Annotated in this window: 14 protein-coding genes; 6 read left to right on the forward strand and 8 right to left on the reverse strand. The window is 43.1% G+C overall.

Annotation, left to right across the window (positions count from 1 at the left end; all coding sequences use genetic code 11):
* Window positions 1-219: 219 nt before the first annotated feature.
* Window positions 220-1,080 carry a segregation/condensation protein A gene (locus ACL6C3_RS16915; protein WP_413160099.1) on the reverse strand — a complete coding sequence of 287 codons (861 nt, stop codon included), beginning with the start codon at window positions 1,078-1,080 and terminating at the stop codon, window positions 220-222.
* 266 nt (window positions 1,081-1,346) lie between these two features.
* Here ACL6C3_RS16915 and ACL6C3_RS16920 point away from each other — a divergent pair, with 266 nt between their 5' ends.
* The 3 genes from ACL6C3_RS16920 (at window position 1,347) to ACL6C3_RS16930 (ending at window position 5,751) form a co-directional block, all read left to right on the forward strand.
* Window positions 1,347-3,746: an ATP-dependent helicase gene (locus tag ACL6C3_RS16920; RefSeq protein WP_413160100.1), complete on the forward strand. Its 2,400-nt coding sequence runs from the start codon at window positions 1,347-1,349 to the stop codon at window positions 3,744-3,746.
* 742 nt (window positions 3,747-4,488) lie between these two features.
* Entirely contained in the window at window positions 4,489-5,061 is a 573-nt protein-coding gene (locus ACL6C3_RS16925) for a Uma2 family endonuclease (protein ID WP_413160101.1), read from the forward strand.
* Between the two features lie 75 nt (window positions 5,062-5,136).
* On the forward strand, window positions 5,137-5,751 hold the full coding sequence (locus tag ACL6C3_RS16930; RefSeq protein WP_413160102.1) for a chorismate lyase: 615 nt from the start codon (window positions 5,137-5,139) through the stop codon (window positions 5,749-5,751).
* Window positions 5,752-6,010: 259 nt separating this feature from the next.
* Here the strand turns inward: ACL6C3_RS16930 and prmA are convergent, their stop codons facing one another.
* Window positions 6,011-6,901 (reverse strand): 50S ribosomal protein L11 methyltransferase, encoded by an 891-nt coding sequence (gene prmA / locus ACL6C3_RS16935; RefSeq protein WP_413160103.1) that lies wholly within the window; start codon window positions 6,899-6,901, stop codon window positions 6,011-6,013.
* Window positions 6,902-7,217: 316 nt separating this feature from the next.
* A complete protein-coding gene (gene serA, locus ACL6C3_RS16940) occupies window positions 7,218-8,801 on the reverse strand; it encodes a phosphoglycerate dehydrogenase (RefSeq protein ID WP_413160104.1) in 1,584 nt (527 codons plus the stop codon).
* Between the two features lie 608 nt (window positions 8,802-9,409).
* Between serA and ACL6C3_RS16945 the strand changes: the two genes are divergently transcribed.
* From ACL6C3_RS16945 to ACL6C3_RS16955, 3 genes are all read left to right on the forward strand, one after another.
* Entirely contained in the window at window positions 9,410-9,919 is a 510-nt protein-coding gene (locus tag ACL6C3_RS16945) for a hypothetical protein (protein WP_413160105.1), read from the forward strand.
* Window positions 9,920-10,296: 377 nt separating this feature from the next.
* Window positions 10,297-10,794, forward strand: coding sequence for a GNAT family N-acetyltransferase (locus ACL6C3_RS16950; protein ID WP_413160106.1), 498 nt, complete (start codon window positions 10,297-10,299; stop codon window positions 10,792-10,794).
* A 107-nt stretch (window positions 10,795-10,901) separates the two neighbouring features.
* A complete protein-coding gene (locus ACL6C3_RS16955) occupies window positions 10,902-11,681 on the forward strand; it encodes a photosystem II S4 domain protein (protein ID WP_413160107.1) in 780 nt (259 codons plus the stop codon).
* 261 nt (window positions 11,682-11,942) lie between these two features.
* On the opposite strand, the gene ACL6C3_RS16960 is transcribed toward ACL6C3_RS16955, so the two are convergent.
* The 5 genes from ACL6C3_RS16960 to ACL6C3_RS16980 all read right to left on the reverse strand — a co-directional run bounded on the left by ACL6C3_RS16960 (window position 11,943) and on the right by ACL6C3_RS16980 (window position 16,257).
* A complete protein-coding gene (locus ACL6C3_RS16960) occupies window positions 11,943-12,455 on the reverse strand; it encodes a KGK domain-containing protein (RefSeq protein WP_413160108.1) in 513 nt (170 codons plus the stop codon).
* 828 nt (window positions 12,456-13,283) lie between these two features.
* Window positions 13,284-13,565, reverse strand: a complete 282-nt coding sequence (locus tag ACL6C3_RS16965; RefSeq protein ID WP_413160109.1) for a hypothetical protein — start codon at window positions 13,563-13,565, stop codon at window positions 13,284-13,286.
* Window positions 13,566-13,658: 93 nt separating this feature from the next.
* Window positions 13,659-14,819, reverse strand: a complete 1,161-nt coding sequence (locus tag ACL6C3_RS16970; protein WP_413160110.1) for a retroviral-like aspartic protease family protein — start codon at window positions 14,817-14,819, stop codon at window positions 13,659-13,661.
* 44 nt (window positions 14,820-14,863) lie between these two features.
* The gene (locus ACL6C3_RS16975) at window positions 14,864-15,742 is read right to left on the reverse strand and encodes an alpha/beta fold hydrolase (RefSeq protein ID WP_413160111.1); all 879 of its coding nucleotides are present in this window, start codon (window positions 15,740-15,742) and stop codon (window positions 14,864-14,866) included.
* A gap of 179 nt (window positions 15,743-15,921) precedes the next feature.
* Window positions 15,922-16,257, reverse strand: a complete 336-nt coding sequence (locus ACL6C3_RS16980; RefSeq protein WP_413160112.1) for a DUF1815 family protein — start codon at window positions 16,255-16,257, stop codon at window positions 15,922-15,924.
* Window positions 16,258-16,709: the final 452 nt, after the last annotated feature.

The following is a 16,709-nucleotide window of genomic DNA, read 5'->3' on the forward strand; positions in this document are numbered from 1 at the left end:
CCAAAATCTCATCAACTTGACGGTTGGAAGTCAAGCCAAGTCACACCCAACACAAAACCAAGCTAGATTCCCATGAACCTCTCTCAAGACAAGGGTTTTGCTAAAACAATCCTAGTTTTTGGTTGCGGGTGATACTCTTCCTAGCCTGCGGCTAAAAAGTTGAAGTATAAATCAGTCATCGCGGTGATTATTGTCAACCGAAAAATTAGAAATTTTACCTCAGACAGAATCCGACGTGGGTAAGGTGCGAACTTTAATATCTTTGTAAAATTCTTCTTGAGTTAATTCTACTTTAGATTGGGCGGATAATAACAATAAAGCCCAGAAAACTCCCACCCGCTCGTTGCGAGGTTGATGAACTAAATTTTCGGGATTGTTGCCATCATCGGAAGACTCAGAAGCCAAATTTTCGGGAGAAATCGCATTAGACCACAACACCAAAAGTTGTTCTAAATCTAACCATTGATCGCTCAAATTTGACCACCGATCGCTGAGTAACTGTTCTAATTTAGTTGCGGTTTCGGTTAAATTTTCTTGGTGAGCAAGTTCGGCGATCGCTTTAGCCGCTTGTGCTTTGGCTGTCGAACTGGTCCGCCGACGCTTGGGACGGGTTTTTTGTTCGGCGATCGCAGTTGCCATTAATTGTAACTGATCGATCAACTCTTGCAACGTTACCCGACGTTTTTGAGGGGTTTTTCCGACAGTTCGCCGTCGAATTTGACGTTCAAGATTTTGGGGACGTTGAAGCCCATTTAAACCGTCTTCCCCCCCGACAAATTCTTCTTCTACAGTAATTTCTGCATCCGCTTCTAAAGGATCGACCGACATTAAACTATCAGCTTTCAGCAAAACCAACATCGAAGCGTACAAAAAAGCTTGACCGGACTGAGACAATTCGGTAAAATTTTGACCGGGAGAAGAATAGTTTTGTTGAGGTGTCAGTTGACTCAAGTAACGATCGATCACTTCAATCACCTGTACATCCCAAGGGTCAATTTCTCCTCGTTTCGCCAAGTCAATCAACAAAGCGATTCCTTCAGAGAGTTTATTCAAAGCCGATTGCGGGGTTTCAACATTCATTGAATTTCAATAGCTCAAATGCAGCGATTTTTTACAGTTACCAGTCTTTTCCAGTCACTCATTACCCGTGAGCCGTCAGCAGTGTTTACAATTAACAGTGTTGACAATTAACAGTTTACTGAACTTCTGACTTTTGGCATAATTGACTTGACGGTTGATAACAATTAACGATATTGTAGTCAAGAATCGACATTTGGTAAAAGTTTATCTATTTTGTTCGCCCGAATCAATCAACCCCCTCAACATTCTAAAATTCCTATCCAACCTTGACAGACGATTTTGAACCCCCATTTAACTCAACTTCCAGCCAGACGCCAACCCTCGATCCGGCGTCACTTTCGTTGAGATCAAACGGTTTGGACTCAAAAGCGATCTCAGCCTCTACAGAAGCCGCTTTGCAGAAAATTCGCTCCACTTTGCGTCCCGGACAGCAACAAATGGCAGACTGGAAAGGTGGGCTTTTGGCGGTGTCGGCGGTACCGGGGGCGGGAAAGTCTACGGGAATGGCTACAGCCGCCGCCATTGCGATCGCCCGTTATGGTCTAAGTAGCCGCCGTCAGTTGGTGGTGGTCACGTTTACTCGGGCGGCGGCGGCGAATATTCGCTCTAAAATTAATGAAAAACTCAAAGATCTCGGTTTACCAACGGGCGGTTTTGTGGTCTATACCTTACACGCCCTGGCGTTAAATATCGCCCGTCAACATCCGGAATTATCGGGTTTAGATTTAGAAAATTCGACGCTAATTTTACCGACTCCGAGCAACCGTTTAACTCGAACTTGTGTAGAATTGTGGATCAATGATTATCCTCGCCACTATCAACGGTTAATCGAAGGAATGCAGTTTGATGGGGAAGAAACCGAACGTTTGCGGCGTCAGTCTGTATTGAGAACAGAAGTTTTACCGGACTTATCTTGGAAAGTAATTCAAGAGGCAAAAAGTTCGGGGTTGACGCCTTCTGACTTGCGAGATTTAGCGACGAGAATTCCCAATGAATATGAGATTTTAGCGATCGCTGCGGGACTGTATGAAAATTACGAAAAACTACTGAAACAACGTCAGTTAATTGATTATGATGAGATGATTTTAGGAGCGTTGCGAGTCTTAAAAGACGATCGGGTTCGTCAACAGTGGCAACAGCGAGTGTTTGCGGTGTTTGAAGACGAAGCCCAAGATTCTACCTTTTTACAAACAAAATTATTAAAAAAATTAGCCCAAGATTCTAATTCAGAAGATGTCTTCAATTTAGTTCGGGTTGGCGATCCAAATCAAGCCATTAATTCCACCTTTACTCCCGCCGATCCGATTTATTTTCGCGACTTTTGTCAGGACTGTAAAAATCAAGACCGTTTGGCAACAATGGATCGGGCCGGTCGAAGTTCTCAAATTATTATTGAGGCGGCTAATTATGTGTTAAAATGGGTGAACGATTCTCAGGTTTCCGGAATAGAAAAACCGTTTCAAGAACAAGAAATTCATCCCGTTTCTGAAGACGATCCTCAACCGGATTCTAATCCCGCCCCGACGGGTTCCGGTTTGGAACTTTATCGACCTGTTGATATTTATCATACTGTTCAATTAATAGCCGAGCGAGTCATTCAATTAATTCAAGAAAATAAAGAGGGAAAATTTGCCATTTTAGTCCGGGAAAATAAGCAGGGCGAATTCATTTCAAACTTATTGAATAACCCGCAAGAATCAGGCTTTAAAGTCGATTTAAGCGAATATCCTATTAGAATTTATGATGTGTCTTTAGCCGCCCGACAGTCGCGCATTCCCGCAGAACTTTTATCCCTATTACAATTTATTGATCGCCCCCATTCTCCAGATTATCTCAAAGCCGCCTTAAAAGTATTTAGCGATCGCCAATTAATCCCCAATCAAGATTTTAACGCATTAGCGATTCAACCGGAAGAATTTCTCTATCCCGGCCCCCTCGATACTAAACCATCGGATGATAAAATTCACAAATGTCGCCGTTTTTGTCGGAGTTTATTACAAGCCCGTTTGGAGTTAGCCCCCTTTCAACTGATCTCATTTTTAGCGTTAACCTTGCAATACGAAAAAAGCGAGTTAGCCACCGCCGATAAATTAGCCGAAAGAATTGTTAAACAAACTGCGGGGAATAATTCAATTCCAGCTATTGTTAACGTGTTGAATGAAATTGTTAGTTCAGAACGATTTGAAACCGTTGATATTGACGAAAATGAATCCAATGAAAGCGTCTACACTCGCCCCGGACAGCTAACAATTATTACCATGCACAAAGCCAAAGGTTTGGACTGGGATTATGTGTTTTTACCCTTTTTACACGAACAAACTATACCCGGAAATTTGCGGGTTTTACCTCAAAGTCGCTTCTTAGGAGAGTTTACCCTTTCAGAAGTCGCACGGGCGCAAATTCGGGCTTATTTACATGACAAAAATACCTTGCTGGATGTAATGACCGCTTGGGAACAGGCGGGGTTTTTAAAAACCGCAGAAGAATACCGTTTATTGTATGTTGCGATGACCAGGGCGAAACGGTTATTGTGGATGTCTGCGGCGACTAAAGCCCCTTATTCTTGGCACAAACCGGAAAATTTACAAGACCAAAAACCCTGTCCAATTTTACCCGCGTTAAAAGCCCGTTTTCCCCATCATTTTTTAGGGTCGGGTTCCGAATAGATTTATATCCTCTCACAAATAACTTAAATAAACCTGTCCTATCCCCGAATTCAATAAAATAGATTAATTCTGTAGGGGCGGGTTCCGAATAGATTTATATCCTCCCACAAATAACTTAAATAAACCCGCCCCACCCCGAAAAAAATTGATAAGAACATCCCGGAAACAACATAAATAAACCCGCAAAACCCCTAAAAAATTGATAAAAACACCCCGGAAACAACATAAATAAACCTGTCCTATCCCCGAATTCAATAAAATAGATTAATTCTGTAGGGGCGGGTTCCGAATAGATTTATATCCTCCCACAAATAAGTTAAATAAACCCGCCCCACCCCGAAAAAATTGATAAGAACATCCCGGAAACAACATAAATAAACCCGCAAAACCCCGAAAAAATTGATAAAAACATCCCGGAAACAACATAAATAAACCTGTCCTATCCCCGAATTCAATAAAATATATTAATTCTGTAGGGGCGGGTTCCGAATAGATTTATATCCTCCCACAAACAACTTAAATAAACCCGCCCCACCCCTAAAAAATTGATAAGAACATCCCACAAATAACAGAAATAAACCCGCCAAACCCCTAAAAAATTGATAAAAACACCCCAAAAATAACGTAGAACCAAAATGATATATTATTCAGATTATTGTATTTGGCGATCTTCGCACAACAACGAACTTGAGGATAATGCTATAATTTCAACCAGCAAAATTCAATCATTGAAAGTAAAGTTATGGTTTCTCGTTCTCAAGACTATTCTATTATTTCTCATAAAGATTATCTCGAAGGCGAAAAAGTTAGTCCCATAAAACACGAATATATTCGCGGACAAGTTTATGCAATGGCGGGGGGAAGTGATGCCCATGAAACCATTGCGGGGAACTTGTTTGTTTTATTAAGAAATCATGTTCGGGGTCGGGGTTGTCGTGCTTATATCGGCAATATGAAAGTTTACATTGAGGCGGCAGATGTTTATTATTATCCCGATTTATTTGTAACTTGTGATTCTCGCGATCAAAATCCTGATGATTTCAAAAAATATCCTCGTTTAGTCGTTGAAGTGTTATCACCGACTACAGAAGCGTTTAACCGGGGGGGAAAATTTGCAGATTATCGATTAATTGAAACTTTAGAAGAATATGTTTTAATTAGTCAAGATGAAATTAACGTCGAATGTTTTCGCCGTAACGAACAAGGACGATGGGTGCTTTATCCCTACAATAGAGAAGATGAACTCGAACTTACCTCTATTGGCTTTAAATGCGCGATTGCCGAACTGTACGAGGACGTTTTGGGGTTAAACTAATTTCAGACTCGATACTTTGTGATTTCTCAAGACACGCTATGATAATAAACTGAAGATTAAGAAATGTAAAGAACTTTGACTGCTAGCTTACAATCAACGGACCCCATTAAACCGCCAACCGCTTGGCACCGTCTTCATACCCACTGGGAAGGCGGAGAAGAAAAAGTTCGTCAGGGTTTACCCCACAGCCAACTGTCTCCGGCGTGGCAAATTTTGTTACTGGGGGATGGTTCGCCGACTCGTCACTTGCAACTGTTGACGACCGAACCCACAGAAGTCGATGTGATCGATATGTCCCCCGTCGGGATGGATAGAGATGGCGCCCCGGATGCGATAGAATTAGTACCGGGACCGCGACTGCGACGACAAGTTTGGCTAAAAACCGCTTCGGGACAACGGCTGGCTTACGCGGCGTCTTGGTGGGAAGCCAGTCATGTGGATGAGTATTTACAAAACCGTTCCCTACCGATATGGGCGAGTTTAGCCCGTCTGAGAACAGAATTATACCGGGACGTTCAGGGGTTGTATTATGGAGAGTCAAAAGCGTTAGAATTGGCGTTTGGAGAAAAGGGGCCGTTTTGGGGCCGTCATTACTTATTTTGGCATCACGGCAAACCCCTAACATTAATTTATGAGGTATTTTCTCCCTATTTAACCCGATATTTAGGGCCGATGAAAAGAGAAGAATGAATACAGTGATCAGTGATCAGTAAGCAGTTAACAGGAGTCACCGAGTCACCGAGTCACCGAGTCACCGAGTCACCGAGTCACCGAGTCACCGAGACAGGAAACAGGAGTTGCTGTGTTCAGGAGGAAAGAATTGCCTATTACCTCTTGCCCCTTACCCCTTGCCCCTTACCCCTTGCCCCTTACCCCTTGCCCCTTGCCCCTTGCCCCTTCCCTCTTGCCTTTTGCCTATTCCCTGTTCCCTGTTCCCTGTTCCCTCTATTTAAGACCGTCTGATATTAAAACAGCACCAGTCTTGACGTTTCCAGAGTGTGGCGACGATCCAGCCATGCTGTTCTAAAGTGTCGGCGATGGGTTTGGCTTGGTCGAGTAAAATTCCGCTGAGAATTCCCCAAGTTTGCGGTTTGGCGATCGCATCAAATTTAGGCACTAAATCAATAATAACTTCTGCTAAAATATTACAAAGAATCCCATCAACAGGCCCGTTAACCAACTGAATAATTTCCTCAATACTCCCCTGTTCAACTCTCATTTGTTCGGAAGAAATATTATTGAGTTGGCGATTTTGACGGGCCGATCGCACCGCCATCGGATCGATATCAACCGAGTAGGCTTGGGTCGCCCCCAACAATAACGCCCCGATGGATAAAATCCCGGAACCGCAGCCAATATCTGCAACAACAATATTTTCCGGCTTGACACTCAGCCGCATTTCAACCGATTCTAAACAAAGCTGAGTTGTAGCGTGGGCGCCCGTCCCAAAAGCCACACCGGGATCGAGGTGTAACAAAATCCGATCGGACTTGGCGGGGGGTTCCAACCAAGCGGGATAAATCAAAATGCGATCGCCAATTTCCGTCGGTTCCCAGTGTTTTTTCCAACTACTCGCCCAGTCTTGTTCATCGATGAGACTCCATTGAACAACCGGAAGGGGGCTTTCCATACAGAGTGCATCTTGACGCAACCATAAAGCCAGGGCTGACAAGTCCAACAGATGGGCTTGTTCTTCGGGAAGATAAGCCGAAACCAAACAGGAATTATTTTGACTCTGACTGGCTGTTCCCCGACAGCCAAAACTTTCCAGACGCCAGAAGACAGACTCTTCTAACACGGGATCGCATAAAACTTCAATTTCCCACCAGCTATGTATCATGTCAATCCTTAAAAATTCGGAATTCGGGATAGTAATTGGTTTACAAACAGATGTTTAAGTAACCCTGAACCGTGCTACCGTTAGCTTGTTTTCATGGTACAGATCATCAATTACCGAGGAAAACCAATGCTTTCAGTGTTAAGTTTTGCGGATCGGGTGTTAAAAATCCTCAACCCTCTTAACTATCCCCTATTCACTGGTGAGGCCGTCCCGGAATAACTGCGAACTGTTAACTGAAAACCTGATAACTGTTAACTGATAACTGGTCACTGTTTACACCTTCCGAACTCCGAATAATTTTTATCGCCAATTCGACCTATAGGGTAACGGTGTAAGCATCCCGAATTCCAGGTACTTTCATAATCTCACTTAACAGACCTTCCGGTAAGGGATCATCGATACTTAAAACCATCACCGCCTCGCCCCGGACAATTTTTCGGCCGACTTGCATACTGGCAATATTAACGTTAAAACTGCCCAACAGAGAGCCAATTTTACCAATAATTCCCGGCATATCCCGGTGCAAGGTAAACAGCATATGGTGACTCGGCGGAACGTTAATGGGGAAACCATCAATATTGGTAATTCGCATTTCGCGATCGCCCAGTAAAGCCCCGCTTACCGAATGGGTTCCCAAAGATCCCTTCGCTTCCAAGTGTAACGATCCGGTGTAGTCATTGGCGGCGGCGTCGCGAGTTTCGATCACGTGAATCCCCCGCTCTTTGGCCTCTATGCTGGCGTTAACGTAGTTCACCCGCTCCCGCAACGCTTGAGAGAGTAAACCCTTGAGAGAAGCCACCACGACGGGCTGACTGTTGTTGGTGGCGAGTTCCCCTTGCAGACGAACATCCAAGAAATCCACCCGCCCGCCGGCCAACTGACTGACGAGATTTCCCAACGTTTCCGCCAACTGGAGATAGGGCTTGAGTTTTTCCAGGGCGTCGGGATACAGGCCCGGAATATTCACCGCCGACCGTGCGGGTAAACCCAGTAACACGTCTCTAATTTGTTCGGCGACATCGACGGCCACGTTAACCTGGGCTTCTTCAGTCGAGGCGCCTAAATGGGGAGTGAGAACCAATTTTTGGCCCAATTCTCTCAGGGCTGAATCGGCCTCTAGGGGTTCATTTTCGTAGACATCCAGCGCCGCCCCCGCGATTTTACCTTCTTTGAGGGCTTCCACCAAAGCCGCCTCATCGATAATTCCACCCCGGGCGCAGTTGACAATTCTGGCAGTGGGTTTCATCATATCGAAGGCTTTCGCATCAATCATATGATACGTTTCCTTCGTTTTGGGCATATGCAGGGTAATATAGTCGGACTCTTGCAGCAAGATATCCATGTCTACCAAACGGCAACTGAGTTGATCGGCCCGTTCTTGGGAAATGTAGGGATCAAAGGCCAGAAGTTTCATTCCCATTGCTTTGGCGGCGGCGGCGACATGGGAACCAATTTTCCCCAAACCGACAATTCCCAAGGTTTTTTTATAGACTTCAACCCCGATAAATTTTTTGCGATCCCATTTACCGCTTTTCACCGATTCGTTGGCTTCGGGAATGTGACGAGACATCGATAGCATCATCGCCAAGGCGTGTTCGGCGGCGGCAATGGTATTCCCCTCAGGAGAGTTTACCACGACGATTCCGGCCCGTGTAGCGGCGGCTACATCGACGTTATCAACTCCTACACCGGCTCTGCCGATTATTTTAAGCTGAACGCCCGCTTCGATGATTTCTTGGGTGACGCGAGTCCCGGAACGAATCATTAAAGCATCATATTCTGAAATGATTTTAACTAATTCCTCTGCGGGCAAACCTGTTTTCACATCGACTTGCGCCACTTGGGAAAGGATATCAATTCCAGCTTGATCGATTGAATCGGAAACAAGAACCTTAGGCATAATTATGCAAATAAGTAGCAACAGTAGAGCGGGAGATGCTACCCCGTTCAGGATTGGGGTCTTAACCGTTTGGAGTATCTGTAGAATCAGATCTCGATTTCGGTTTTGATACCGCAGTACGTTATTCTACCTGCTTTTGGGGACTCTATTGGGCTGATTGTTGGAAAAAATTAAGCTTTCTGCTGACCCAAAAATAGGTCTAATACCATTTCTTTCTAATCATGCAACTTTTGATGATCCCCCCCAGCCCCCCTTGTTAAGGGGGGTGGCGTTCGCGGGGGGGATCAATTAGATAGATGCGGCTTCATAAAAAATCGGTCTAACCCCATGCCCACCTCCCGCCCCATGATTGTACTCGGGCCGATCGCCAAAAATCTGACAATGCTATCGAAAAACTTTAATTAAAGAATTCCCCGACAAAATTCTCTCGTTTGAGGGTTGAAATTACCGCTTCTATTCTCCCGGTGATGGCCTGAAATCTGGCGGTTCAACATCATTAATCTTCTGGCTCCTCAATCGGAGAAAATCAGGTAAAATATCACCAGCCTCTATTGTGGCAAGCTGTTTTTTAATCCACAAAACCTAATTTAAATTTTTTTCTGGCATCTATGAACTATCTTGTAGCCGTTTTAAGCGATCGCATCCAAGCTGAAGCCGCCTATGTTGCTTTAGAAAAAGAAGGTTTACCCACCGAGAAAGTTACCATTTTGGGTCAAGGATACAAAAGCGCCGATGAATACGGTTTAATTGACCCCAAAGATGAAGCTTGGAAACAGGTTAAATTTATGGCGTTTTGGCTGATTCCTTTCGGATTTGTGGCGGGTTATGTGTTTAATTTAATTACGGGTTTAGATACTTTTTCTTGGGCGGGAGAATTCGGAAATCATGTGATTGGCGGAATTCTTGGCGCGATTTCCGGTGGTTTGGGAAGTGTGGTCGCCGGCGGAGGTGTTGGTTTGGTTTTGGGCGGCGGCGATGCTTTACCTTATCGCAACCGATTAAATGCCGGAAAATATCTGATTGTTGTTGAAGGTTCGGAAACTTTAACTCGCAAAGCCACCAGTATTTTACGTCAGTTTGAACCCGAAAATATTCAGGGTTATGCCGCACCGAATTAAAACAGTCTTTTACAGTCACCAGTCACCCTCCGGGTTCGCAGTCGCTCCTTGATGGAAGCCACCAAGACCGCGCTGCTCACCAGTCACCAGCGCGTTCCTTGCGACCCGGCGGAATAGTCGGTAGCAAAGTTTGTAAGAGAGTCACCAGTTTTTTCAGTTTACAGTTTACAGTTTTTTCCCAATTACGGGGCGGGTTTAGATTAGTTGTCTGTGGGAGATGATCAATCAAGACCGAACCTGCTTCTACAAGACCGGGGCGGGTTTAGATTAGTTGTCTGTAGGAGATGATAAATCAAGGCAGAACCCGCCCCTACAGCGACCCTTGCCTGTTGCCTTTTCCCTTTTCCCTTTTCCCTTTTTCCTTATAGGATCGGTCAATGCGTTTGCAAACTAAACGGTTAGAATTAATTCCCTATTCTCCTGAAATTATCGAAGCGGCGATTAACGATAAATCTCGGATTGAATCGTTATTAAATCTCAAAGTTCCCGAAGATTGGCCTTGGGAAGAAGTGCTGGATGCTTTCCCGGTTTTTGCGGAATTAGCAAGCGATCCAACTCAACAAAATTGGGGCGCTTGGTTGATTATTCACAGCCTCGATAAAACTATTATTGGAGATTTGGGATTTGGCGGAAAACCCGACGAACAGGGTAAGGTTGAAATGGGTTATAATATTATTCCAAACTATCGCAATCAAGGCTATGGTTTTGAAGCGGTACAAGCCTTAGTGAATTGGGCGATAACACAGCCAAATTTAAAGAAAATCGTTGCGACTTGTCCGGCGGATAATCTTCCCTCAATTCGGATTTTAGAAAAATTGGGAATGCACTGTGTAGAAAAAACACCCGCACTGTTAACTTGGGAAAAAGGAGTTTAATCCGGGAAATTATCCTATTTTTGAGACAAAGTTCGCCGATTTATGCTATCATTAAGATGAAAGGAAAAATTTCAAAACACTAAAAAATTAACCTGTAAAATTAACGAATGCTACCCAGAGAAGAACTTTTAAACAGTGTTGAAAATCGAGATTGTATTGCTCGGGTGATCGATCAAGCCGAACAAGCAATTAAAACCTGGGAAATCACCTACACAGACTTTCTTTCGCCCCCCGAACTTGCAGAAGCACAGCGCATTTTTAGCCGTCTGACTGAGGTACAATTGGTAACAGGAGGCGGTTATCCCCAAGCCGAACGTCAGCGCATTGCGATCGCCCGTTCAGAACTTCCTTTAGATGATTCTAGCGTAGCTGTGGCAGCTATTGATATTTCCGGTAATTTTCTTTTCGATCCCGCCACCCATCGAGACTTTTTGGGGGCGATGTTAGGGACGGGAATAGTTAGGGAAAAAACGGGCGATATTATTGTTTTGGGAGAACGGGGCGCCCAGGCGGTTGTAGTTCCCGAATTAGTCGAATTTTTACAAATGAATTTGACTCAAGTTCGTTCAGTTCCCGTCAAAACTCAACCCATAGAATTAAGCGAGTTAAAGATACGTCCACCCAAGAAAAAAGAAATGACAACCGTTGAAGCTTCCATGCGGTTGGATGCGGTGGCGTCTGCGGGTTTTGGAATGTCTCGCAGCAAAATGGTTAGTTTAATTGATGGCGGAGATGTGCGGGTAAATTGGAAAGAAATTAGCCAAGCAAGCTATCAGGTGAAGTCGGGAGATTTAATTGCAATACGCGGAAAAGGGCGCCTAGAAGTTGGGGAAGTTGCAGTTACCAAAAAAGAACGTTATCGAGTCCAATTAACCCGATATCAATAAAAAAACCCGTTCCCCGTTGGGGCGCAAGGCTTGCGCCCCAATCATGGCTGTGTAAATCTAAAAAAACGCCGATATAAATTAATCTATTTTTATCATAAATACCGAATAACTGTTATTGAAAATTTCAATAAAAACGCCAATATACAGACATCTATTGTTATTGTAAATTCCCGTTGGGCGCAACCAAGGGCGCATGGCAATGCGCCCCTACAAATGTTATTGAAATTTTCAATAAAAACGCCAACATACAGACATCTATTGTTATTGTAAATCAGATTCAAGCTGTCGAAGTTTATCAAGAGGAGATTGGTATTCGTTGGGTTCGTCGGGAGAGAATTCTAAACTAACTTGAATGTCTGTTTTAAGATAATCCCGTTGTTGAACATGGTTATATGATTTGCCAATATATTCATCAGGAAAAAAAGTAACTTTTGTTCTAATTCTCAAATTTCCATTCTTCCAACCTATAGAACCAATTTTTAGAAGTTGACATTCAATATTACCACTACATGAAACCCAGTAACTCTCAGAGATGGAAATTTCCACCTTATTTTCAATACTGTATGCTTCATTGAGTTGTTGAATAACTAAATAATGTCTAGAATTAGAATATCTAGACTCAGAATAACCGGATATGGAATAATAGACTTTACCATTAACTTGTCCTAAAACTAACTCCTTAAACCTTCCCACTGTGTATGTATCCTTCCCAAACAACAAAACATCCTCATCACAGGTGAGAAGTTGAAACCCATCATTAAAATTACCATCCATAACCCGTAATTCCCGAATAACAATTTTGTTGGAAACAGAAACAAAACTGCAACCGTCTCGCTTGGTGGATAATTCTTTCAGCTAAAAAGTGTTCAATCATTTATTAATAAGATTACCACATTAACCCGGTAAATAATCAATTCTGTAGGGGCGGGTTTTTACAGTCACCAGTCACCAGTCACCAGTCACCAGTGATGTAGGGGCGGGTTCCGCAAAAATCTAGATTTATTATCAATAATGTATCTAAACCCGCCCCATCCCCGAAATAATTTTGATGGGTCAAATTCCCAAAAATATTGATGAAATTACCCAATTAACGTTTTGACTCATCCTACTCTTGATGCGTCAATTCTGTAGGGGCGGGTTCAGCAAAAATTCCGAATTTAATCAAGAATTTACATAAACCCGCCCCATCCCCGAAATAATTTTGATGGGTCAAATTTCCAAAACTTATTGATGAAATTACCCAATTAACGTTTTGACCCATCCTACTTTTGATGCTAAACCCGCCCCACCCCCAGAAATAATTTTGATGGGTAAAATTCCCAAAAATATTGATGAAATTACCCAATTAACGTTTTGACCCATCCTACTTTTTATGCGTCAATTCTGTAGGGGCGGGTTCAGCAAAAATTCCGAATTTCATCAATAATATGATATCCGGTAGATTAATGGGTATTCTGGGGGCGGGGCGGGTTTATCTCAATCTTTGAGTAGTAATAAAGATATTGTCGAACCCGCCCCTACAGTACGCTTATTGATTAGTCAGACATGATATAATGTATCTAAACCCGCCCCCACCCCAAAACGAATTTTATTTGATAATGATCACAACAACAAATTTCGGGCGATATGTTCCCATTCTTCTCGTAAACTTCCCACAAATTCCAGTTTTTGGCTGCGTTTATACCAATATCGCGCATTAGAAATATCCCCTTCCTTGCGATGGAGATAAGCGTGAACCCACGCACTCTCAGCATCGCCTTCATCTTGTACTAAAATATGTGCTTTCTTCCAATCTCCCTGTAAGTCATACCACAGCGCTTTTAACGGAATAGATAAAGCAGACGGACATTGACTAAGTTGAGAAAATGCGATAACGTTAATCATATTTCAAAAATCCTACTAACTGGATACGATACATAAATTTACATCTTTTGCAAGTGTAGTTTGCGGAAAAGCTGTTCGCCTTCAGTCGAAAGTTCAGTTTTCGGATTTTTGATTGATCGGTGTTAAAATTAAACTTCCCTCAAAATCGTTTAACCTCTCATCTTTAGACTCATCAGTTAAACTAAACCGCCAATATTGTTCGTAGTGATTGAGAAAATTCTGACCTAAGATTCCATCCACTTCTAACAAATCTAGTACCGAAGGAGAAGATAAAATTACCGCTTCTAGATTATTCTGTTGATGCTGTTGAATTTTAACCTGTTTTAACGTCGAACGTTCGGCTATTTCCACCCCACAAAACCCGATCACTTGAATCTCTTGACGGGAAGCCTCATCGAGTTGTAAACTTAAACTGAGGGAAGGAGAAATAAAAATTGTATCTGCTCCCGTATCCAACATAAACGTAAACGGCCCTTGACCGTTAATTTCAATTTCCGCCAACATCACTCCCAAGCGACTTTTTAGGGGAATTGATTGTTGAGTTTCTGCGGAATTGAGTTGAGACGGGGAAAAGAGTTGTAACTGTTCAGTTTTGGGGTTTAATTTTAGGTCAAAATGTCGCAAAAAATCCATCCCCAATACTCCCGAAAGTTCGTCAGGAATGAGGGTATTTGTAAACTCCAAACCCCTTAATTCTTCAACCCGCACCCCATCAACGGTTAGAGTCGGAAGTTTGTGAACATTGGCGCTCATTTCGGGACAATCATCCCCCGCAACGGCTGAGGTTAACTGTTCGCTATCGATTTTTTCTCCCACTAACCCCAACTGTTGAACCATTGGCGTTGATAGCATGGTTGTAGAAGCGCCCGTATCTAATAGAAAATCACCCGATATATTTCCCAGGGTTAGTTTAACAGTAAATACTTGGCTTCCTTCTAAACGTTTTAAAGGAATTGTCGCCTGTCCTTGGATGCGAGGTATAGGAAAATTTAATCCTTTGAGTTGAACAATTGCGTTGAGTTGCTGTACAACTGTAGAGTGAGCCATCAGGCGACTAAAGCACGATTCTTTTTGAGGGAGTAAGTTGCTCCCTCTTATTTGAAAAGAATCTGAAATAATGCGACCGCCATAATCGGTTAAAAATTGTTGACCTTGCCGAATCTGAAAGTTGAGGGTATTATTATCAGCATGAACCGGTAATGTTGCTATGGAGACGACTATCGGAAGCAAAAACCGTTGTAGATTCTTTCTCACAGTTGTCGCCTCTCACAACAAAAAACCTGTATCTAAAGGATGATTTAATCGCGCAAAAAGCTTAAGAGTTCACGGTTAACCGTTTGGGGAACTTCTTGTTGAATCCAATGGCCGCAATCTTCGACCAATTGTAGCTTAAAGGGCGCAGCAATTAAACGGTCTAAACCATCTAAAATTTTATGACTAAAAAACGCATCTTCCTTACCCCATAATACCAGAGTTGGGGACTCAACTTTTTGAGGCGATCGCATTGTACTTGAAAGCCAATTCGGTGGCCACAAAAGTTGGCGATAGTAGTTCAACGCCGAGGCGATGACGCCGGGTTTTTCTAATGCAGCTTGATAAATTTTGGTTTCTTCTGCGCTAAATGCACCTTTGCGAATGGCTTGGCCACGAAGTAAATCAATGACAAAGTTATTCAAATTTTGTTGAATTAACCATTCGGGTATATTCGGAACTTGAAACGCCAAAACAAACCAACTCCGTCGCAGTTGGTCGATATTACTCATCAACTCTTGGACAAAGCGATGAGGAGGGGGTGCATTTAAAACCGCCAAACGATTAACATATTGGGGAAATTTCTGAGCCATGTGCCAACCGATGGTACCGCCCCAGTCATGTCCCACAATATGCGCTTTTACATAACCCAAACGCTCAATTAAGCCCTGAATATCGGCACTGAGCGTATCCAAATCATAACCGGTTTCCGGTTTGTCAGAATCGTTGTAGCCGCGCAAATCGGGAACAACGACCTTATAATGACGAGCGAGAGCCGGAATTTGATAACGCCAAGAATACCAAAATTCCGGAAAGCCATGCAGGAGGACAACCAGTTCCCCTTCTCCTTGAGTGACCGAATGTAAACGAATGTTGTTCGTCTCTACAAATAAATGTTGCCACTCAGACTCCAATGTTGTTGCCATATACCGCCTTGTTTCGATACTTAACACCGCTCCAAGCTCGGCCTACTTTGTCAAATAGGCATAACAATTTTTAGCAGTGTCCTTTCTTCCAGGGTAACATTTGGAGAAGTTCTACACCACCTATGAGATCCTATTGACAGTTGAGAAGTTGCAGCCGGGGTAGCTGCTTGGTCAGCCATTCACGCCAGCTTCGGTAACGTCACAGACGGCTGGACGTTATACTTGACTAAATTGGCCAGTTCTTGTAACTGACTGATGGCTTCGGCACCTTCTAACTTCATCAATTCGCGATCATCTCGCATTTCAGTCCAAGTAATTCCATAGTCGGAAACTAAGAAACGAATCAGATGATTTTCTCCCAAACTTACCATGAAGGAAGCGCTATTCATTTGGCCACCACAGGTATAGCAAGAGGCTAAATAGCCTTGACGCTCCAGCACAATGGCCAAAGCTTGGAGATTCATCACGAGATCTTGTACGAATTTACGGTGTTGTTCTGCTAGTCTGAGAAACATAAATCTGCCCTCCCATCACCACACCTAAGATTTATTCAAAAATGTAACACAATCTTAAGATTTTGGTGTTTCAATGTTGGCACAGTATAACTCTAATTGACTGAAAAGATCATCATCATTCTGAACTCTTTTTCCGGAGATCTCAAAAGTCTTCCACCTCGTCACCCCGGACAATAGACTCCTGAAAAACTTGACAGCTATGACTTTCACTTCCCTGAAAACAGAGATTTAACAGCCTGTATCAGCCCCTTTTCAAGCCAGATTAGAATAACTAATAATATAAGTATAGGTTATACTTTGTTCAATTTTTAGAAGTCTTAAACAGTTTTTAATATCAACCCCAGATTTTGCTTTTAATTAACTTATCTTTTCTTTACAAAAAGTTCAGATGAATCAAGGGAATTATCAGTCACCAGTGACTGGTGACTGGTGACTGGTGACTGATAATTCCC

Source organism: Capilliphycus salinus ALCB114379 (assembly GCF_047276495.1).
GTDB lineage: Bacteria > Cyanobacteriota > Cyanobacteriia > Cyanobacteriales > Microcoleaceae > Capilliphycus > Capilliphycus salinus.

What these genes read in the sequence shown, in the direction of transcription:
- ACL6C3_RS16915 (WP_413160099.1), bottom strand. Translation starts at nt 1,080, where the DNA reads ATGAATGTTGAAACCCCGCAATCGGCTTTGAATAAACTCTCTGAAGGA.
- ACL6C3_RS16925 (WP_413160101.1), top strand. Translation starts at nt 4,489, where the DNA reads ATGGTTTCTCGTTCTCAAGACTATTCTATTATTTCTCATAAAGATTAT.
- prmA (WP_413160103.1), bottom strand. Translation starts at nt 6,901, where the DNA reads ATGATACATAGCTGGTGGGAAATTGAAGTTTTATGCGATCCCGTGTTA.
- serA (WP_413160104.1), bottom strand. Translation starts at nt 8,801, where the DNA reads ATGCCTAAGGTTCTTGTTTCCGATTCAATCGATCAAGCTGGAATTGAT.
- ACL6C3_RS16945 (WP_413160105.1), top strand. Translation starts at nt 9,410, where the DNA reads ATGAACTATCTTGTAGCCGTTTTAAGCGATCGCATCCAAGCTGAAGCC.
- ACL6C3_RS16950 (WP_413160106.1), top strand. Translation starts at nt 10,297, where the DNA reads ATGCGTTTGCAAACTAAACGGTTAGAATTAATTCCCTATTCTCCTGAA.
- ACL6C3_RS16955 (WP_413160107.1), top strand. Translation starts at nt 10,902, where the DNA reads ATGCTACCCAGAGAAGAACTTTTAAACAGTGTTGAAAATCGAGATTGT.
- ACL6C3_RS16960 (WP_413160108.1), bottom strand. Translation starts at nt 12,455, where the DNA reads ATGGATGGTAATTTTAATGATGGGTTTCAACTTCTCACCTGTGATGAG.
- ACL6C3_RS16965 (WP_413160109.1), bottom strand. Translation starts at nt 13,565, where the DNA reads ATGATTAACGTTATCGCATTTTCTCAACTTAGTCAATGTCCGTCTGCT.
- ACL6C3_RS16975 (WP_413160111.1), bottom strand. Translation starts at nt 15,742, where the DNA reads ATGGCAACAACATTGGAGTCTGAGTGGCAACATTTATTTGTAGAGACG.
- ACL6C3_RS16980 (WP_413160112.1), bottom strand. Translation starts at nt 16,257, where the DNA reads ATGTTTCTCAGACTAGCAGAACAACACCGTAAATTCGTACAAGATCTC.